At 44.0% G+C, this 16,311-nt stretch carries 17 protein-coding genes and 1 pseudogene; 9 read left to right on the top strand and 9 right to left on the bottom strand.

Annotated elements, in window-relative coordinates:
* Window positions 1-41 precede the first annotated feature (41 nt).
* The 6 genes from AC0VYI_RS03645 to cbiB all read right to left on the bottom strand — a co-directional run bounded on the left by AC0VYI_RS03645 (window position 42) and on the right by cbiB (window position 4,347).
* The gene (locus AC0VYI_RS03645) at window positions 42-374 is read right to left on the bottom strand and encodes a DUF1904 family protein (protein WP_475447394.1); all 333 of its coding nucleotides are present in this window, start codon (window positions 372-374) and stop codon (window positions 42-44) included.
* 26 nt (window positions 375-400) lie between these two features.
* Complete coding sequence (locus AC0VYI_RS03640; protein WP_475447392.1) at window positions 401-943, bottom strand: DUF2914 domain-containing protein; 543 nt, start codon at window positions 941-943, stop codon at window positions 401-403.
* A gap of 323 nt (window positions 944-1,266) precedes the next feature.
* Window positions 1,267-1,758: a xanthine phosphoribosyltransferase gene (gene gpt / locus AC0VYI_RS03635; RefSeq protein ID WP_199478076.1), complete on the bottom strand. Its 492-nt coding sequence runs from the start codon at window positions 1,756-1,758 to the stop codon at window positions 1,267-1,269.
* Window positions 1,759-1,784: 26 nt separating this feature from the next.
* Complete coding sequence (gene cobU / locus AC0VYI_RS03630) at window positions 1,785-2,303, bottom strand: bifunctional adenosylcobinamide kinase/adenosylcobinamide-phosphate guanylyltransferase (protein WP_475447391.1); 519 nt, start codon at window positions 2,301-2,303, stop codon at window positions 1,785-1,787.
* Window positions 2,300-3,424, bottom strand: a complete 1,125-nt coding sequence (locus tag AC0VYI_RS03625) for an aminotransferase class I/II-fold pyridoxal phosphate-dependent enzyme (RefSeq protein WP_475447389.1) — start codon at window positions 3,422-3,424, stop codon at window positions 2,300-2,302. Before AC0VYI_RS03625 ends, cobU begins: the two co-directional genes overlap by 4 nt.
* Window positions 3,394-4,347 carry an adenosylcobinamide-phosphate synthase CbiB gene (gene cbiB, locus AC0VYI_RS03620; RefSeq protein ID WP_475447388.1) on the bottom strand — a complete coding sequence of 318 codons (954 nt, stop codon included), beginning with the start codon at window positions 4,345-4,347 and terminating at the stop codon, window positions 3,394-3,396. Before cbiB ends, AC0VYI_RS03625 begins: the two co-directional genes overlap by 31 nt.
* 128 nt (window positions 4,348-4,475) lie before the next feature.
* Here cbiB and AC0VYI_RS03615 point away from each other — a divergent pair, with 128 nt between their 5' ends.
* Together AC0VYI_RS03615 and AC0VYI_RS03610 are read left to right on the top strand one after the other, a co-directional pair.
* Window positions 4,476-5,954, top strand: coding sequence for a cobyric acid synthase (locus tag AC0VYI_RS03615; RefSeq protein WP_475447386.1), 1,479 nt, complete (start codon window positions 4,476-4,478; stop codon window positions 5,952-5,954).
* 123 nt (window positions 5,955-6,077) lie between these two features.
* On the top strand, window positions 6,078-7,391 hold the full coding sequence (locus tag AC0VYI_RS03610) for an O-antigen ligase family protein (RefSeq protein WP_475447384.1): 1,314 nt from the start codon (window positions 6,078-6,080) through the stop codon (window positions 7,389-7,391).
* 101 nt (window positions 7,392-7,492) lie between these two features.
* Here AC0VYI_RS03610 and AC0VYI_RS03605 read toward each other — a convergent pair whose 3' ends face one another.
* On the bottom strand, window positions 7,493-8,845 hold the full coding sequence (locus AC0VYI_RS03605) for an MATE family efflux transporter (RefSeq protein ID WP_475447381.1): 1,353 nt from the start codon (window positions 8,843-8,845) through the stop codon (window positions 7,493-7,495).
* A 467-nt stretch (window positions 8,846-9,312) separates the two neighbouring features.
* Here AC0VYI_RS03605 and AC0VYI_RS03600 point away from each other — a divergent pair, with 467 nt between their 5' ends.
* The 3 genes from AC0VYI_RS03600 to AC0VYI_RS03590 all read left to right on the top strand — a co-directional run bounded on the left by AC0VYI_RS03600 (window position 9,313) and on the right by AC0VYI_RS03590 (window position 13,378).
* Window positions 9,313-10,224, top strand: a complete 912-nt coding sequence (locus tag AC0VYI_RS03600; RefSeq protein WP_475447379.1) for a LysO family transporter — start codon at window positions 9,313-9,315, stop codon at window positions 10,222-10,224.
* An 858-nt stretch (window positions 10,225-11,082) separates the two neighbouring features.
* On the top strand, window positions 11,083-11,811 hold the full coding sequence (locus tag AC0VYI_RS03595) for an FKBP-type peptidyl-prolyl cis-trans isomerase (RefSeq protein ID WP_475447376.1): 729 nt from the start codon (window positions 11,083-11,085) through the stop codon (window positions 11,809-11,811).
* Window positions 11,812-11,941: 130 nt separating this feature from the next.
* On the top strand, window positions 11,942-13,378 hold the full coding sequence (locus tag AC0VYI_RS03590) for an undecaprenyl-phosphate glucose phosphotransferase (protein ID WP_475447374.1): 1,437 nt from the start codon (window positions 11,942-11,944) through the stop codon (window positions 13,376-13,378).
* A 160-nt stretch (window positions 13,379-13,538) separates the two neighbouring features.
* Here AC0VYI_RS03590 and AC0VYI_RS03585 read toward each other — a convergent pair whose 3' ends face one another.
* A complete protein-coding gene (locus AC0VYI_RS03585; RefSeq protein WP_475447372.1) occupies window positions 13,539-13,682 on the bottom strand; it encodes a hypothetical protein in 144 nt (47 codons plus the stop codon).
* Between the two features lie 162 nt (window positions 13,683-13,844).
* Between AC0VYI_RS03585 and tnpA (AC0VYI_RS03580) the strand changes: the two are divergent.
* From tnpA (AC0VYI_RS03580) to AC0VYI_RS03565, 4 genes and pseudogenes are all read left to right on the top strand, one after another.
* A pseudogene (tnpA, locus tag AC0VYI_RS03580) lies at window positions 13,845-14,066 on the top strand (IS66 family insertion sequence element accessory protein TnpA); the annotation flags it as partial.
* Between the two features lie 94 nt (window positions 14,067-14,160).
* Window positions 14,161-14,445, top strand: a complete 285-nt coding sequence (tnpA, locus tag AC0VYI_RS03575) for an IS66 family insertion sequence element accessory protein TnpA (RefSeq protein WP_475443565.1) — start codon at window positions 14,161-14,163, stop codon at window positions 14,443-14,445.
* Window positions 14,445-14,789, top strand: a complete 345-nt coding sequence (gene tnpB / locus AC0VYI_RS03570) for an IS66 family insertion sequence element accessory protein TnpB (protein ID WP_475444461.1) — start codon at window positions 14,445-14,447, stop codon at window positions 14,787-14,789. The genes tnpA (AC0VYI_RS03575) and tnpB overlap by 1 nt, the downstream gene beginning before the upstream one ends.
* Window positions 14,790-14,815: 26 nt before the next feature.
* A complete protein-coding gene (locus tag AC0VYI_RS03565; RefSeq protein WP_475443561.1) occupies window positions 14,816-14,977 on the top strand; it encodes a hypothetical protein in 162 nt (53 codons plus the stop codon).
* A 23-nt stretch (window positions 14,978-15,000) separates the two neighbouring features.
* Here AC0VYI_RS03565 and tnpC read toward each other — a convergent pair whose 3' ends face one another.
* The gene (tnpC, locus tag AC0VYI_RS03560) at window positions 15,001-16,272 is read right to left on the bottom strand and encodes an IS66 family transposase (protein WP_475447325.1); all 1,272 of its coding nucleotides are present in this window, start codon (window positions 16,270-16,272) and stop codon (window positions 15,001-15,003) included.
* Between the last annotated feature and the right edge of the window lie 39 nt (window positions 16,273-16,311).

Here is a 16,311-nt window from a genome sequence, read left to right as displayed (position 1 = left end):
GCTGAACACGAAAAGCATTTCTGCTCATCTCAAAAGGATGATCAGAAATGCTCACCGTTCTCGTAATAGTCGCAGCCATTCAATTCATGGAATAGCACGGTGATGTCTTGACCACTGTCAACCAATGGACGCACTAGGTCTTCAATGAACAGAGCCACTTTCGCTTTAACCTCGTCACCACGATCAAACCAAAATATCTCAAAAAAGGGATAAGATGGAGAAGCACCACCTGCCACTAAGTAAGTCACCGCTTGATACTCTAGGGTAAAATGGGAGTTGGGGGTATCAGTTATTTCCGACAAACTCTCAATCAATATATCAGCAATCGATTCCAGCTCATCAAACGGCAGCCCCCTAACACGAATATGCGGCATTTTCTATTCTCCTTATTTCTCACGCGCTATGGTGATGGTATTGCTTGTGATGATGGGGCCGAAGCGCTCTCTGCACTATTATTTCCAGTACTATTATTCCCCGCACTATTGTTCTCCGTATTATCAGCTTGTTTTCCCGTATCATCGTCATCCACGTACTGAAAAGATCGGGAGGTAAGTACTTTGCCATCTTTAACTACCTGAACGGTCCATGTACCTTCAAAACCAGGCAACAACCGCTTACTCGACCAAACTCGCCAACGATCCCCACCAATATCAAACGGAATGTCCGCCATCACCTGCCCATCAAGCAACCAACGATGCCTAACAGTACTGCCGTTCATCCCGCGTAAATCGGTAAAAAAATACACTTTTTGAATGCCGCTGTAGTCAACTTTCACCGTATTACCAATGTTATCAATTGGTTCACGATCAATTACATCGCTCGCGAAAACAGCCCGAGCCACCTCACCTGCAGTCGATGCTGGTGCAGGTTCAGTCGATGCAGAAGCCGTCATGGAGAAAACAAAAAGACTTGTTAATAAAACATTATTTAAAACGCGTAACATAATGCGTCCTTATCGATCAAAGCGAAAACAACTGCTCTTCTAGACACATCGTTTTCAGGGAAATAGGAACAGAATTAGATTAGAGAATTAGCCTATTAAAAGCAGTGAGACTTCCGTCGTTTTTTGTAACCTCGCTCACTTCTTATCCAATAAATCTAACCAAATAACGCAATAATAAACAAAACTTTTTATAATATTTACAATTCCAAAGAATCAAAATCCCTATTCCCCAGAACTCAAACGCTTACCCACAACAATACAGGTGAAGACACTTAGTCCCAAGAGACTAGACAAATCAACAATCTTGAAGCGTGAAATTTTTATTAACTTTGACGATCAGCCAAGGGAGTTGAAAAGGTATATTCCATATCCCAAGGGAAGCGAATCCAAGTATCTTGGCTCACCTCTGTTATAAAGGTGTCCACAAGGGGTTTACCGGCAGGCTTAGCATAAATGGTTGCAAAATGTGCCTTCGGTAACATCTCGCGGACTTTCGCCGCCGTCCGTCCCGTATCCACTAAGTCATCCACTAAAATGTAGCCTTCGCCATCGCCTTCCACACCTTTAAGCACCTGAAGCTCACCTTGCTCCATCGCAGCACCGCCATTTTCGGATTTGTAACTAATAATGCAAATGGTATCAATCAAACGGATGTCCATTTCACGACATAAAATGGCGGCAGGCACCAGCCCTCCTCGAGTAATGGCAATAATACCTTTCCATGGTCCTTGCTCTAACAAACGCCATGACAAGGCTCGTGCATTACGGTGAAGCTCTTCCCAAGAAACAGGGAAATCTTTTGAATACGGAATCATGGCCAATTAAGCTCCTCAGGATTAAGTTAGAGCGAGGATTTTAGCGGCATTGCTAGCCCTGCTGCAACTAAAGTTACCTGATCGGTTAGTTTTGCAAGTTTTTGGTTGAGAACTCCAACCTCATCGGCAAAACGGCGCGCCATTGCATTCATCGGCATAATACCCAAACCGACTTCACTCGAAACAATCACAAGCTCTCCTTGAAATGCAGCAACTGCGCCAAGAAAAGCCGTCGTCTCATGCTCAAAGCGCTCTTCGTCTTCGAGACACAACAAGTTTGTTAGCCATAGTGTTATACATTCCACAATCACGGCCTGACCAGACTTGCTCAACGAGGCCAATGAGCTTGCCAAGGCAATCGGCTCTTCAATCAACTGCCAGTCATTTGGTCGGTTCTGTTGATGGGCTAGCACGCGAGCGGCCATCTCCTCATCCCTAATCTGCGATGTGGCAATATAACAAACAGGATCGCCAGATTGTGCGACTTGCTGTTGGGCAAAGGCGCTTTTCCCACTACGAACGCCTCCTAGGACTAAGTACTTCATGCAAGCTCTCTCCCTCCAGCTTTTTTTAACAGCCCAACCAAAGCATGATTTAACGGGGCCATCTCATGCATAGCGGGCAAGGCTACACGAACCCAACTGTCACCTAATCGAATATGAACCCCTACCTGATGAAGCATACTAAAAGCAAACTCAGCGGCCTCTTTGCTCTCTAGCCTCCAAGTAAAAAATAGCGGCGTAATCACACACTCTTGGGAGTCAAATACCGTATGCAACTTTGGTATAATCCGATCAACAAACACTTTCTGTCGATCCACTAAAGACAATAATGCCTTCTCTTGCCATACCACATCTTTTATAGCCTGCTCCACTAACCATAAACTGGGCGTCGCTACAGGCCAAGGGCCCAATAAGTTTCGCAATGTACTTTGCCAAGAGGTTGCACAAAACACAAAACCGACTCTCGCACCCGCCAATCCAAAAAATTTGCCAACAGATCGCAAGACAAATAATGACTCACTCTTCACAACCCCTTCTAATTCATTCAGCAAACTCAGATGAGACACTGGATCGATAAAAGCCTCATCTATCACAAGGTGCCCCTCAAGCTGCTCAGCTCGAGCGACAAGGTTTGTGATAAGAACAGCCTCTTCCATATCTCCTGTCGGATTATTAGGCTGTATGATCACTGCAACAGACCACTCCATCTCAAGCAGCTCGTTAATCGCATCATAAAATACCAACTCATAACCCCACTTTTGCCAAGCGAAAGCATGCTCTTGATAGCCAATTCGCGGCACACAGGCCCGTTTTTTCGCATGTTGATAAGACAAAAACAAAGGCAAAGACTCAATAATATGCTGAGAACCTGCGCCAATGGCGATTGGCCTGATACCATAAAAATGAGCTGCTTGATTGAGTAAAGCAGTTTGATCTGGTAGCTCCCACCATAAAATGGGATCAATTTCAGGTACTGGCCATGGCTCGCGATTACAGGCGGAAGATAAATCCAACCAGTCAAGAGCGTCATTTCCTACCTTTCGCTGCCAATGCTGCAAGTCTCCACCGTGGTGTGGGGGGACTTGATCCAATTGCGCTTGACCTAACTGCTCTTGACTCAACTGCACGGGCTTCACATCATCAAACATACAATCAACACCCACAAATACACACCTTTATCAATCAAACGAATGGCTTTATTCAAATCTGTAGCAATCGGGTCTCGCCCCTCTCCCAACTCTGGCCGCGACTCAAGCTTACCAAAATAAGGAGCCGCCCCACCCAGTTTAATCCCTAACGCTCCGGCACCAGCCGCCATCACAGGGCCCGCATTAGGACTTTTCCAAGAGCCAGACTGTTCTTGGTAACAGCACCATGCGGAACCAAACTGCCCACAGAGACCATAAGTCAATACAACCAATCGTGAAGGAATATAATTCATCACATCGTCGAAGCGTGCAGCAAACCAACCAAAATGCAAAAGAGTATCGGTTTTATACCCCCACATGGCATCCAAAGTATTGGCAAAACGATAAAGTAACGCTCCTGGCACACCCAGCACCAAGAACCAAAAGATAGGCGCAAAAATCGCGTCGCTACCATTCTCTAAGATAGATTCAATACCAGCCTTAGCCACTTGCGTTTCGTCTAAATGATGGGTATCGCGGCTCACTATGCGACTCACTCCATGGCGAGCTTGAAGCAAATCCCCTCTAATTAGAGGTTCTGCGATCGCCAGAGCATGTTCACGTAAACTCTGCCAACCGATGGTAAAATACAACACCATAATGGACAATAAGGTGGTTAACCAGTCAGGCAAGATAGACATAAGAACCAACAACATAATGAGTAAGGGAAATACCGCACAACACCAAGCCACCGCGCCTGCCTGACGTTGACGAGTAGTGGTGTCCGTTAAAGACAACTGTAACCCTCTGCGGCAAATATCGACCCAGCGCCCAAAGACAACCAAGGGATGCCATTTTTTGGGCTCTCCCACTAAGCGGTCAAGCAACAACGCCGCCACTAACATGCCGGATGTGGATGCCAACAAATCAAACACAGAGTATAAAAAGGAAGTCATCATGTATCATAATCATTCTATGTTAAGAAATTTCATATTAAACAAGCGTGTCTTGGAAAAAGGTAAGAGTAAAAACGACACCGATCCAGTAGAATTCTAGCATCTTATTGGTTTTAAGCGTGATCACTTCCATGGCAAATTTCCATTTAATGGTGCAAGGCACCACTTCCGACGCAGGTAAAAGCACCCTTGTCACGGCATTATGCCGCTTGTTAGCCCGACGAGGCCTATCTGTTGCCCCCTTCAAACCGCAAAATATGGCATTAAACAGTGCAGTGACCCGAGAAGGTCACGAAATTGGTCGAGCCCAAGCCGTTCAGGCTTATGCGGCTGGCATTGAACCTCATGTGGATATGAACCCAATCTTACTCAAACCCAATACGGATACAGGTGCCCAAGTCATTATCCATGGTAAAGCCATCGGCAATATGAATGCGGTGGGCTATCACCAATACAAGCATATCGCCAAACAAGCCGCCTTAGCATCTTACTATCGCCTCGCCGGACAGTACAACGCCATCATCATTGAAGGGGCTGGCAGCCCAGCAGAAATCAACCTTCGCGATCGCGATATCGCTAATATGGGGTTTGCCGAAGCCATCGACTGTCCTGTGATCATCATTGCGGATATTGATAAAGGTGGCGTATTTGCCCATCTAGTGGGCACACTAGACCTATTAAGCCAAAGTGAGCAGGATAGAGTTATCGGTTTTGTCATTAATCGCTTTCGAGGAGACATTAGCTTATTACAGCCCGGTCTGGACTGGCTAGAACAACGAACAGGCAAACCCGTACTGGGTGTATTACCTTATCTAAAAGGTTTTTATTTGGAATCGGAAGACGCAGTGGCTCACAGCCCAATAAAAGAACACCACAAAACCAAGCTCAACGTTGTGATCCCCATTATGCCCCGTACCAGCAACCATACGGATTGGGATGCATTAAAACTTCATCCAGAAGTTCAAGTTACACTGGTCAAAGAAAACAGCTCTATCCCTCCCGCCGACTTGGTGATTCTTCCTGGTAGCAAAAGTGTTCAAAGTGACCTCGCCTTTTTACGACAACAAGGCTGGCCAGGGTATTTACAAAAACACCTGCGCTATGGTGGCAAGCTCATGGGAATTTGTGGAGGGTTTCAAATGCTGGGGGAGACAATATACGATCCTCATGGTCTAGAAAACGCTCAAAAAGGCACTCAATCCGCTGGATTGGGCTATATTCCCATGACAACCAGACTAGAAGAAGAAAAACAGCTAACACAACAAATAGGAAAATTAATCGCTCTAGATGAAAAAACGACCGTTACAGGGTACGAAATCCATTGTGGCATTTCGCAGTTTCATCACCCCATCACCTCTCTGATCGAGCTAGAAAATGGACAATCCGACGGTTTTATATCCCACGATAAGGTCATCATAGGTACCTATCTACATGGCATTTTCGATCACCCCGAAGCACTCAACAGCCTGCTGCTGTGGGCAGGACTTAACCCAACGGACACCTTTCACTATGATCATTACCGTGATGCGGAAATAGATCGGTTAGCAAACAGCACAGAATCTCAACTGGATTTAAACGCCCTGATTGAAAGATGCAAGCACTTCAGATAATGAAAACAGCCTATACAAGATATAATCACTTAAGAATAATGCAAGGGTGAATCTTTTGCGCTATGATCCGTGCTTTTTGAAAGCACAGTAACGCTGACACTTACAGATGGAATAAAGCAATAAATGATTCGACTTGACCATACACAGCAAGGAAGCCGCCTTGCCATCATCGGTTTTACTTTTACATGTCTATATGCTCTAACCAAAATCCACGCCCCAGACACATTATCAAATGCCGTGGGTTTACCGATGGTGTTACTTGGCTTTTTTGCTATTTATCGATACGGCAAAGATCTGAGTGTCAAAATTCCCATGTTGCTTTTGTTCGCCTCAGTCGTTATTCCTTTAATAAGTTGGTACTTTGCTCATCTTACTCATCCTAAGTGGGTGGATCCTTATCCTAGGCTAGACAGGCTTTCTCGTATTTTTATGTTTGTTCCCATTGCTTGGTGGCTAAAAGACTCGCCAAAGAGAGTGTTTTTATTATGGAGCTTGGCCGGCTTGACAGTTCTCACCTCGCCATGGATAGGTGGTGGCGGCTGGAACGAAATTATAAGAGGCTTTGAAGGGGTAAGAATTGATTATGGTTTACGTAACGCGGAGCATACTAGCTTATTCTTTGGATTTGTATTGTTAGGTTTAATTTGCTTCTCTTCTCGACTATTTAAATGGAGTAAACTTACCCTTATTCTATGGGTTCCTACTCTATGCTTGTGCCTTTATACGGTGGCTGCATCACAAACACGAGCCTGTTGGCTAGCACTAGTTGTCACCTTGATAACGGCGATTATCTATTATTTTTTGTGTAACAATAAAAAAAATATTAAGCCGAAATATCTAATCATTACGGCGTTAGTCGCCCTACTTGCAAGCTCCGTTCTCTATAAATCCATGGGGCATATTATAGAAAAGCGAGCAGGAGCCGAATCAAGCGTCATTCAACATATCATCAAGGGAGACTTGGAAAATATCCCTTATACAAGTATTGGTATTAGAATACATATGTGGCGTGCTTCATGGGAAAAAATCAAAGAGCGTCCACTATTAGGCTGGGCAAACGAAGGTCAATATATTGCCATCCACGACACAAAATGGATGCCAAAAGATATCAAAGAAAATTTTGGACATATTCATAATATATATATTGCTTTACTCACCGATTATGGCCTAATTGGGTTTATTTTCTACTTTATCTGGGTTGGATGGCTACTCATAAGAGTTTTAAAAGCGGTATCAAAAGGCTATCTAAGTCATGATATCGGATACTTTGCATTAGGAGCCATGACATTCTGGAGTATCATTAGTCTATTCGAGTCCTACCTCTTCTTCTGGACTGGCGTCTTTTGCTTGCAAGTGATTTTCGGTGGCCTACTTGCACTGATCTGGCATGCACAAATACTAGAAAACAAAGACAACGAAGCCAAACAACTCTCGTAAATCTAACGCCCCGTTGGTCTTCAACACTAAGGAGTGTTACTTAAAAAGCAACACTCTTTCGTTTTTCTAGCTTTTCTAACAACCAGCCAAAGATTTATGGATTAAGCCACTTCCCTTGGAGAAGCAATACGCTTACCTTGGTAATGCCTTAATACTACACGGAAGCGCCAGATCAAAATAACCGCTAATAGGCTTAGCCCCGCAGCCAACCCAAGATAGAAGCCCCGCACAGTTAATATTTTTGCCCAAGGACTATAATGTGACAGCCAATACCCTAAAGGCATACTCAAGCCAAATAAGGATACGCCAAAAGCAATCATCGAAGAGCGCGTATCACGAAAACCTCTTAACGCCCCAGTAAACACCGTTTGCAGCATATCTGGAAACTGATAGCAGGAAGAAATCAGCAAAATACTGGCCGCTAATACCACAACATCCTGATTATTTGTGTATAAATATGGAATAACAGTGTGGAATGTCTGAGTCAAAACAAAACAGAGACTTACATAAACTACCCCCAGCATCACAATGACTCTCATGCGACGCTGCACTCCTACAACGCCTTCTTTCGACATAGCTTTGGCCACAACAATCGCGGTGACAGCACTCATGGCCATCATAGGGGTAAATAAGAAAGAAGTATAAGACATTACGACTTGGCCCGCGCCAAGCGCCACCTCACCGAAAGAAGCAATCAGCCAAGTCATTGACGAAAACAAACCCACTTCAAATGCAAACGCCAACCCAGCGGGCACCCCAACCCCCAGCAAGATAGAAAACTGACGGGTATAACGCCAAACCAAACGAGTAAATAAAGGACGTTTATTCAAAAAAAGATCGTAAACCACAAAGCTTAGGACTGATAAATACAAGGACAAGCAAGAAGCCATGGCCGCCCCTCTCGCCCCCATGGCTGGAAACCCCAAATGACCAAAAATGAGCACATAGTTAAAACACACATTCAGAATTAAACCAATACTGGCAATCAGCAGTGGTAATACAGGACGCCCAGCCGCTTCAAATAGATTCTTATAAGATGTCATCAAGGCTAGCATGGGCAAAGCGGGAGCAAAGAGGCGTAGATAGGCCATTGATACCTCACGAGTTTCTCCCGGAGGGGCCATTATTCCCGCTAAATGGGGCAAAAAAAATACGGTAATCAAACTTGCAATAACCCCTAAGCAGACCGACAGGCCAACAGCTTGTGACATATACAAGTTCACTAACTTAGGCTGACGGCCGTGCAGATGCCTCGTCACTAAGGGGGTAATGCCAAAAGTCACGCCAATCAAAAAACAACCAACAGGTAGCCATAGGCTTGAGGCAAGCCCAACAGCAGCAAGGTGCGATGCACTATAATGCCCAAGCATCACCGTATCCACCACACTAATAGAAAGCTCTAATGTCATGGTGAGCACCATGGGAAATAATAAATGCAAAATTTCTTTTAACACGGGAAAACGCTTAACCACAGATCACCGCCGATTATCATTAAGGCGCTGATAAGAGCACCCTACAGGCCTATTTTGACTTAGCCAAAAACAAAGGCGCTAATCTAACACTAAGCTACAAGTATTGCATCGTTGCGGATCGAAGTTTATCCTTGTAGGTCGTGATTCATCTCGACAAACCATCTAATACACCTGTTAGACTAAAGTCTAACCTACAAAAAAATAGCGCTCTTGTACGCCTCGACTCATCCCGACAAACCATCCAATACACCTGTTAGACTAAAATCTAACCTACAAAAAAACGCCCCCCTTGTAGGTAGGAATTCATCCCGACAAAAAAATAGGCCCAGATTCATCCAACAAAGACCAGCAATAACCGTTTCTCCTTGCTCTTAACAACTAAGCGCGACAAAATACCCCGTTTAAAATCAACATCTTGTTTTTTTAAAGCCTATTTAGGACGATACCTCATGGCCATTCTGACAACCTTATTGCCCCTATTGGCAGCTTTGCTGATCGGCTATTGGATAGATATTAGATTTTTCAACGCAAAACGAGTGGCAAAAGGTCTCAATCAACTCGTCTACCTAATATTAGGACTTATTGGTTTTAGCATCGGTGCGTTAGACAACTTAACAGAAAAGCTTCTGATTGCAGGTTATCAAGCCTTTATCTTAGTTATTTTAGTCTCTAGTTTTAACTTGATTGCTTTGTATTTCAGCGGCCTCAAGCTTGATTCTCACTATGACAACAATAGCGGCCCCCTCCCTCAAGCAAGTAAATGGCAGGCCATAAAAGACGCCATCATCACGTTAACATGGGTCTTTGCTGGAATTGCAGCCGGTTATATAGGAAAACACTGGTTCACAGGTGTTGATAAACTCGTCACGGCTCTTCTTTATATTTTACTATTTCTAATCGGTTGTCAGCTCCGTCAAGGAAACTACCGCTTAAGAAAGCTTTTCCTCAATCGCCAGGGTCTAATTATTGCGGGTGTCACTATCGCAAGTACACTGCTTGCTGGCTGGGTTAGCGCCCTGCTACTTCATATTAATTGGCACCAAGGACTGGCTGTTGTCTCAGGGTTTGGTTGGTACAGCTTATCAGGCATTCTTATCACAGGGCTTGGCGACCCCGTATTGGGTACGACTGCATTTTTATTAGACCTAAGCCGAGAAATCCTAGCGTTAATGTTGATTCCCTTTCTAGCCAAATGGAACAGCCACTTATCCGTTGGCTATTCTGGCGCCACCGCTATGGACTTTACCCTACCCATGTTAGGAAAATTCCATGGCCCGCAAATCATTCCTGTTTGTATCGCCAGTGGCTTTATCATGAGCGTCCTTGTCCCCATATTTATCCCTATCTTTATGGGTGGCTAGCTCCTGCCTGGAATAGGCCCACCTCAACTTTGTATTTCCCATTAAAAAAGCAAACACTCCTCATCTAGGTTTTTCTTTTCATTCCAAGGAGGTCATTTCGATGCAACGAAGTTGCACGAGGATAAGGCGCTGCATGGCCGTATCTGCTGATGCCCCAAACACTAGAATATAAATTCAACACCTTAGATAAACGAGCGTCTCGGTAAGGCTAATACTAGGCAAAGTTGGTTACACGCTGGGGCTGAAAGCCCGACCAAAGCCCTTTTACTTTATTCCTCAAGATAGGTTTTGTATCAAATAAAAAAGTTACCCGCTCAGCAGAGCGAAATCAAACTAGCAGCTCAAAGCAAATGAGAAGTTACCGAAAAACCTAACGATAATACAACAGCCGAAAATCTCGTGCTAAAGCAAGAGAGGGTTAATCGATTGTCAATTTATTGTCAGTATCAATTGTAAAGTCAACATGATAAGCAAACAGCGTCATGCTTTTGTAAAACCCATTGTCGTACAAGACATGAGCAGATTATTCTCGAAGCTCGTTTTGTGCTTTGTCGATTCAATTGTCTTTTAGCAAAACAAGGTGTACAGGTGAAGGGGTCGCTTTGGGAACGATTCTAGCCTAACATTGGCGTTACACCCCATGGTTATGTTAGAAACGTACTATCGGATCTGGATTGACAAAGCACAAGGCGCATTATTCACACTTGGTTTTGCCTTCTTGCTATGCTACTAAGTCAATCTATGCTAAAAAGTCAATGCTCGATAAAGCGACATGCAAATCTAATCCGTGGCTAGGTCAAACATCACCCAAGCTTTAGAAGCAAGTGATAAACAAACAATTAAATGGAACGCTTTTTTATGAAAAAAACACTCATTGCGGCGCTGGTTATGTCTTCTGTTTCTTTCGCGTACGCAGACAATAACGCAACCACTATTACGACAAAAGAACAGAAACTGGGTTACAGCATAGGCAATATGTTTGGTAGCCGAATGACCCAAGATTTTAAAGATCTAGACATGAAGGCCTTTTTCCAAGGCTTCAAAGACGGTTACGATGGTAAAAAAGGACAGATGACCAAAGAGGAAATCGCTGCCACCATCCAAAATTTCCAGAAAGAGCAGATGGAAAAAGCACAGAAAGAGAAAGAAAAAGTAGCCGCCGAAGACAAAGCGAAATCAGAAGCTTGGTTGAAAAAAATCGCTAAAGAGAAGGGTGTGAAAAAAACCAAAGACGGCTTACTTTATAAAGTCATCAAAGAAGGAAAAGGTCCACATCCAACTGCCACCGACACCGTCAAAGTGGATTACGAAGGCAGCTTAATGGATGGTAAAGTCTTTGATAGCTCCTACAAACGTGGCGAACCAATCACCTTCCCTCTTAACCAAGTTATCCCTGGCTGGACAGAAGGCCTACAGCTTATGAGAGTCGGTTCCAAATACGAACTGTACATCCCAGCAGATCTAGCTTATGGCCCAGGTGGTACGGGCCCCATCCCACCCAATGCTGCACTGAAATTTGTGGTTGAGCTTCATGGTATAGTGAAACCAGAAGCCAAAAAAGATGGTAGTAAAAAAGCGTCCAACTAAAGCATCGTATAAAACAAACAAAAAACGGCCATGTGGTAATAACTTGGCCGTTTTTTTGTTTGTGCTTTTCTGGCAAAATTGAGTATCATAATCACGGAGTATACCTGTACAAATCAGGACCTCATATCCGATGGACACAAGCATTTTTAAAGAGAGCAATAAAGTGAGAGCAGGCGGTTTCCTAAAAGAGCACGGTGCATCAATTGGATTGAGTCTACGGATGTTTGATTGTTTCTTTCTCTTCGCTTCCGGTTTACTCAGTTTTGGCTTACGCTTTTCCCACTTTAGCCTTCCTCATACCTATAAGAACGTATTGCTACTGGGCATTTTATTTGCCGTTATTTGTTTTTCATCTGTAGGCTGTTATCGTGGTTGGCGCGGAACATCCTTTTTGAGCGAAGCTAAATCCATTTTAAGCGCCACCTCTATTACTTTTATATTGCTTATAATCAGTGGTTTTTTAACACAATCATCGGACACATTATCTCGAATCTGGGTCGTTAGTTGGTTGATATTCGCATCCATTCTTATATTACTTTACCGCTATTCTTTAAGACGCGTTTTAGGCGTATTTCGTGCACGAGGATATAATGCAAGAAAGGTACTTATTATTGGCCAAGGAAGTCTTGCTAACAATGTTATGCATAAGCTGTCATCTAAAGAAGAATTAGGCCTTAGCGTCATTGGCTACCTCTCTGATGTACAAATGGATGATAAGGAAAACAACCTAGAAAATCAGTTCAAGAGATTAGGAAATATAGACGAGCTTAACACAATTGTAGTAAAAGAAGGGATAGACCAGGTATGGGTTGCTATTCCCATGTCGGAGATAGACACAATGCAAAAGGTACAGTCAATCTTAGCCACATCTCCTGTCACTATTCGCTTTGTACCTGATATATTTGGTTTCCAACTTTTTAATCATTCAATGACAGAAGTAGCAGGACTTCCTGTAATAAACCTTTCAGCATCTCATATGCTAGAAGGAAAAAACCGATTTTTGAAAGCATTGGAGGACAAGGTTCTATCCGCCATTATTTTGTTATGTATTAGCCCTATTTTTCTATTCGTTGCATTAGGTGTCAAGCTGTCATCTCCTGGCCCAATATTCTATCGACAAGAAAGAGTCAGCTGGAATGGACGACCTTTTAATATGCTAAAGTTTCGATCCATGTCTGTAGATAGCGAGAAAGATGGTGTGAAATGGGGGGGAGCAACCTCAATGTCCGTGACAAAATTTGGTACATTTATTCGAAGAACAAGCCTCGATGAGCTACCCCAATTCATCAACGTATTAAAAGGTGATATGTCCATTGTAGGGCCAAGACCAGAACGCACCATCTTTGTTGACCAGTTTAAACATGATATACCCGGCTATATGCAAAAACATATGATGAAAGCTGGTATTACGGGCTGGGCACAAATCAATGGCTGGCGCGGAGACACAGACCTGCAAAAAAGAATCGAGTGCGACCTTTATTATATCGAAAACTGGTCCATACTACTTGATAGTAGAATTATAATTAAAACAATTTGGAGGGGATTTATTAATAAAAATGCTGCTTAAAAGTATCAATACACCCTAAATACGAGTATTACAAATAAAATTAATTGCTTAAATTAAAGAAAACACATGACTAGAACAAGAAACAAGACGGAGTGACTTATAAAGCCATCCGATACACCTTGAATAAATGGGGCTCCCTGACAGAGTAATGTGAGGGTGATCAATTACATATCAACATGTTCTGGCTGAAAATGCCATTCTCTCGTTTGTCGTCAGTCGAAAAGCTTAGCTGTTCGCCGACACTTCCCACACCAGTTCGATTCAAAACGGCCAAAGCCAACGTGTTAGAACCTTGCGTATACATTTTACATATCCTGCAACACATAGCAAGTACCGACACTGTTAAGAAACAGGAAGCGCTACTGCTGTGGAATATAGCAATTGAACAGAAGACTATCCCCCTGTGTCAGGATAGTTGTCGCCTCATTTGTTATTATAAATAGACAGGGGACGGTAAGTAAAACCAGTGAATTACCAAAGACATTCAAGTGCCTTTAAAGAAGCCATCTTACAGAAGCTCTACCAAAGCGAGTTGTCGAGACGTGAGTTTGCAGAACAGGAAGGCATTAAGCTCTCTACCCTGTATAGTTGGCAAAAGCAATTCAACACATCAGGATTTAGCGAGTCAAAAGTGAGTTCATCAGATAAGTGGTCAAATGAAGAAAAGTTTGCTGTCGTACTTGAAACGTAAGCGTTCATTCTACGCCGTTATTTCATCCCATCTTTTCGCACTCTAAACTGGACTCCGTTTTCATCTCATCACCGATAACGGAGTCCAACCCATGACCAAGCCTTATATCCGCCGCTCTTCCTCTGAATGGCAACAAATCATTAATGATCAAACCAAGTCTGGCTTATCCGCCCCTCAATACTGCGAACAGCATCAGGTGAGTTACGCCAGTTTTAGTAAATGGCGTCAGCATTTTTCGGGAACTAAAGCATCGCCAGATTCTAGTCACTCAGACTTTATCGATCTCAGTCAGGTGCCCACTCTCTCAGGTACTGGACGTTGGAACATTACCTTGTGTTTAGGCGATGGTGTTGAGCTTCGATTGAGTCGTGACTGATGTTCCTGCCCGATCCCAATGCTAAAATTTGGTTGCATACCCAACCCACTGATATGCGTAAATCCTATCGTGGCTTATTAGGGCTGATCAAACAACACCTCAAAGAGAACCCACTCATCGGGTATTTTGTGTTCATTAATCGACGCAAAACGCAGATGAAAATTCTCTATTTTGACACCTCGGGTTACTGCATTTGGTGCAAACGCTTGGCTCAAGGTCAGTTCCATTACCAAGAATCAGCGAACGATAAATACGCCCTCAGTACACTGGAATTACAGCATCTGTTGGCGGGTATAAAAGTCGAAAAATATCGTCAATTTAAACGCTACAAGCGAGCATCATGACAAGTTGGATGGTATAATCCAACCCTATGAATGATGCCTCTTATCGACCTATTTTACCGTTTAAAAACATCGACTTGCTTCACACGAATGAGGTCGATAAGTTACGTGCCGAAGTCGAGGCCATGTCTGTCACTATCCGCCAATATGAAGCGGAAGTTCGCCTGTTAAAGCGTAAGCGTTCATTCTAGGGCTATCATTGATAGCCACTGACTCAGAGTAAGGGCGATTTCAACGGGTTGTCTGCGAACAGTTGCTTCCATCGTATTGGTGTTAAGTCCGCGATGTCTTTGGCTGGATGCTGGCTGACTCGTTGTAGGACATCCGTCAGGTAGACGTTGGGGTCGATGTCGTGCAGCTTGCAGGTGCTGATCAAGCTTTGGATGATGCCGACATGTTCGGCGCCCAGTTCTGTCCAACAGAAGAGCCAATTCTTCTTACCCATTGGGATGGGTCTTATCTCTCGCTCTAGGTGGTTGGTGTCCATGGCAACGTTTGGATTTTCCAAAAAGACCATCAGTTGGCGTTTGCGCTTTAAGGTGTAGTTCAACGCTTTCATCCAGGTATCGTCTGGTAATAGGTCAGCCCGTTGGGTTTGTTCTTCGCAGAAGGCAAAAAATTGATCCACTAAGGGCTTACTGTGTTGCACTCGGTAATCTTGTTTTTTCTCATCTGACCAACCTTTCTGTTTGATATGGCTTTCGTACTGGTACAAGGCGGCAATCAGGTTCAGCGCGTGGGTGACGGCCTCGGTTTCTTCCATTTCGGCTTTCAGTAGCTGACGACGCATGTGCACCCAACACTGAGCATGAGTGACCTCCGGTGAGGTGGCTTCGTAACGACTGTAAGCGGCATAACCATCGGTCAGTAAGGTACCCTGCCAAACATGATCCAGTAAGTCTTGGATGTGTTTCATGCCACGGCTTTGGGAGAAGGTAAACACCACTTCGTCCTGCTCGCCATAGATGGGCCAAAAATACGCTTGCTTCATTTTGCCGGGTTGGTTGCCTACCCCAGGCTGGCGGGTGGCTTTTATCGGTGTCTCATCCATGGCCAGTACCTTGCTGTCCAGCACACTAATCAGTTGCTCTACCACAATGGGTCGTAACAGTTCGATCCCGCGTTTGGTGAGGTTTGTGAGCGTTGCACGACTGAGGGTGATGCCGGAAGCGCTAAGCTGTTGGTGTTGACGATAAAGGGGTAAGTGATACAAGAACTTATTAACCAGTAAGCCAACGATAAAACTCACATCCGCGAGGGAACTGTCAAAAATCAGATCCGGCTGTGGCGCGGTAATGAGCTGTTTACTGGTTTTGTGCTTCACCACCTGACGTTTGGTGATGACGACTTCATAGGCACTGGTTTTTTGTACGATGCGGCTGACGTCTTTGAAGCCGACTTCTTCGTATTCGTGCGCATTGGGGCCTTGTAATTCGTCCGCTAAGATAACCTTTTCACGAACCGGTATAGACTCATCAAAACGCAATCCGGTGATGTTAATTTCATTGCCTTTACGAAACTTGGG

It is taken from the genome of Marinomonas sp. 63XJN7_9_ISO-PGPR-S23-217, from assembly GCF_056173515.1.
The sequence above is the reverse complement of the archived record's forward strand: the minus strand, read 5'-3'. Positions and strand labels throughout refer to the sequence as shown.

What these genes read in the sequence shown, in the direction of transcription:
- AC0VYI_RS03645 (WP_475447394.1), bottom strand. Translation starts at nt 374, where the DNA reads ATGCCGCATATTCGTGTTAGGGGGCTGCCGTTTGATGAGCTGGAATCG.
- AC0VYI_RS03640 (WP_475447392.1), bottom strand. Translation starts at nt 943, where the DNA reads ATGTTACGCGTTTTAAATAATGTTTTATTAACAAGTCTTTTTGTTTTC.
- gpt (WP_199478076.1), bottom strand. Translation starts at nt 1,758, where the DNA reads ATGATTCCGTATTCAAAAGATTTCCCTGTTTCTTGGGAAGAGCTTCAC.
- cobU (WP_475447391.1), bottom strand. Translation starts at nt 2,303, where the DNA reads ATGAAGTACTTAGTCCTAGGAGGCGTTCGTAGTGGGAAAAGCGCCTTT.
- cbiB (WP_475447388.1), bottom strand. Translation starts at nt 4,347, where the DNA reads ATGATGACTTCCTTTTTATACTCTGTGTTTGATTTGTTGGCATCCACA.
- AC0VYI_RS03615 (WP_475447386.1), top strand. Translation starts at nt 4,476, where the DNA reads ATGGCAAATTTCCATTTAATGGTGCAAGGCACCACTTCCGACGCAGGT.
- AC0VYI_RS03610 (WP_475447384.1), top strand. Translation starts at nt 6,078, where the DNA reads ATGATTCGACTTGACCATACACAGCAAGGAAGCCGCCTTGCCATCATC.
- AC0VYI_RS03600 (WP_475447379.1), top strand. Translation starts at nt 9,313, where the DNA reads ATGGCCATTCTGACAACCTTATTGCCCCTATTGGCAGCTTTGCTGATC.
- AC0VYI_RS03595 (WP_475447376.1), top strand. Translation starts at nt 11,083, where the DNA reads ATGAAAAAAACACTCATTGCGGCGCTGGTTATGTCTTCTGTTTCTTTC.
- AC0VYI_RS03590 (WP_475447374.1), top strand. Translation starts at nt 11,942, where the DNA reads ATGGACACAAGCATTTTTAAAGAGAGCAATAAAGTGAGAGCAGGCGGT.
- AC0VYI_RS03585 (WP_475447372.1), bottom strand. Translation starts at nt 13,682, where the DNA reads ATGTATACGCAAGGTTCTAACACGTTGGCTTTGGCCGTTTTGAATCGA.
- tnpA (WP_475443565.1), top strand. Translation starts at nt 14,161, where the DNA reads ATGACCAAGCCTTATATCCGCCGCTCTTCCTCTGAATGGCAACAAATC.
- tnpB (WP_475444461.1), top strand. Translation starts at nt 14,445, where the DNA reads ATGTTCCTGCCCGATCCCAATGCTAAAATTTGGTTGCATACCCAACCC.
- AC0VYI_RS03565 (WP_475443561.1), top strand. Translation starts at nt 14,816, where the DNA reads ATGAATGATGCCTCTTATCGACCTATTTTACCGTTTAAAAACATCGAC.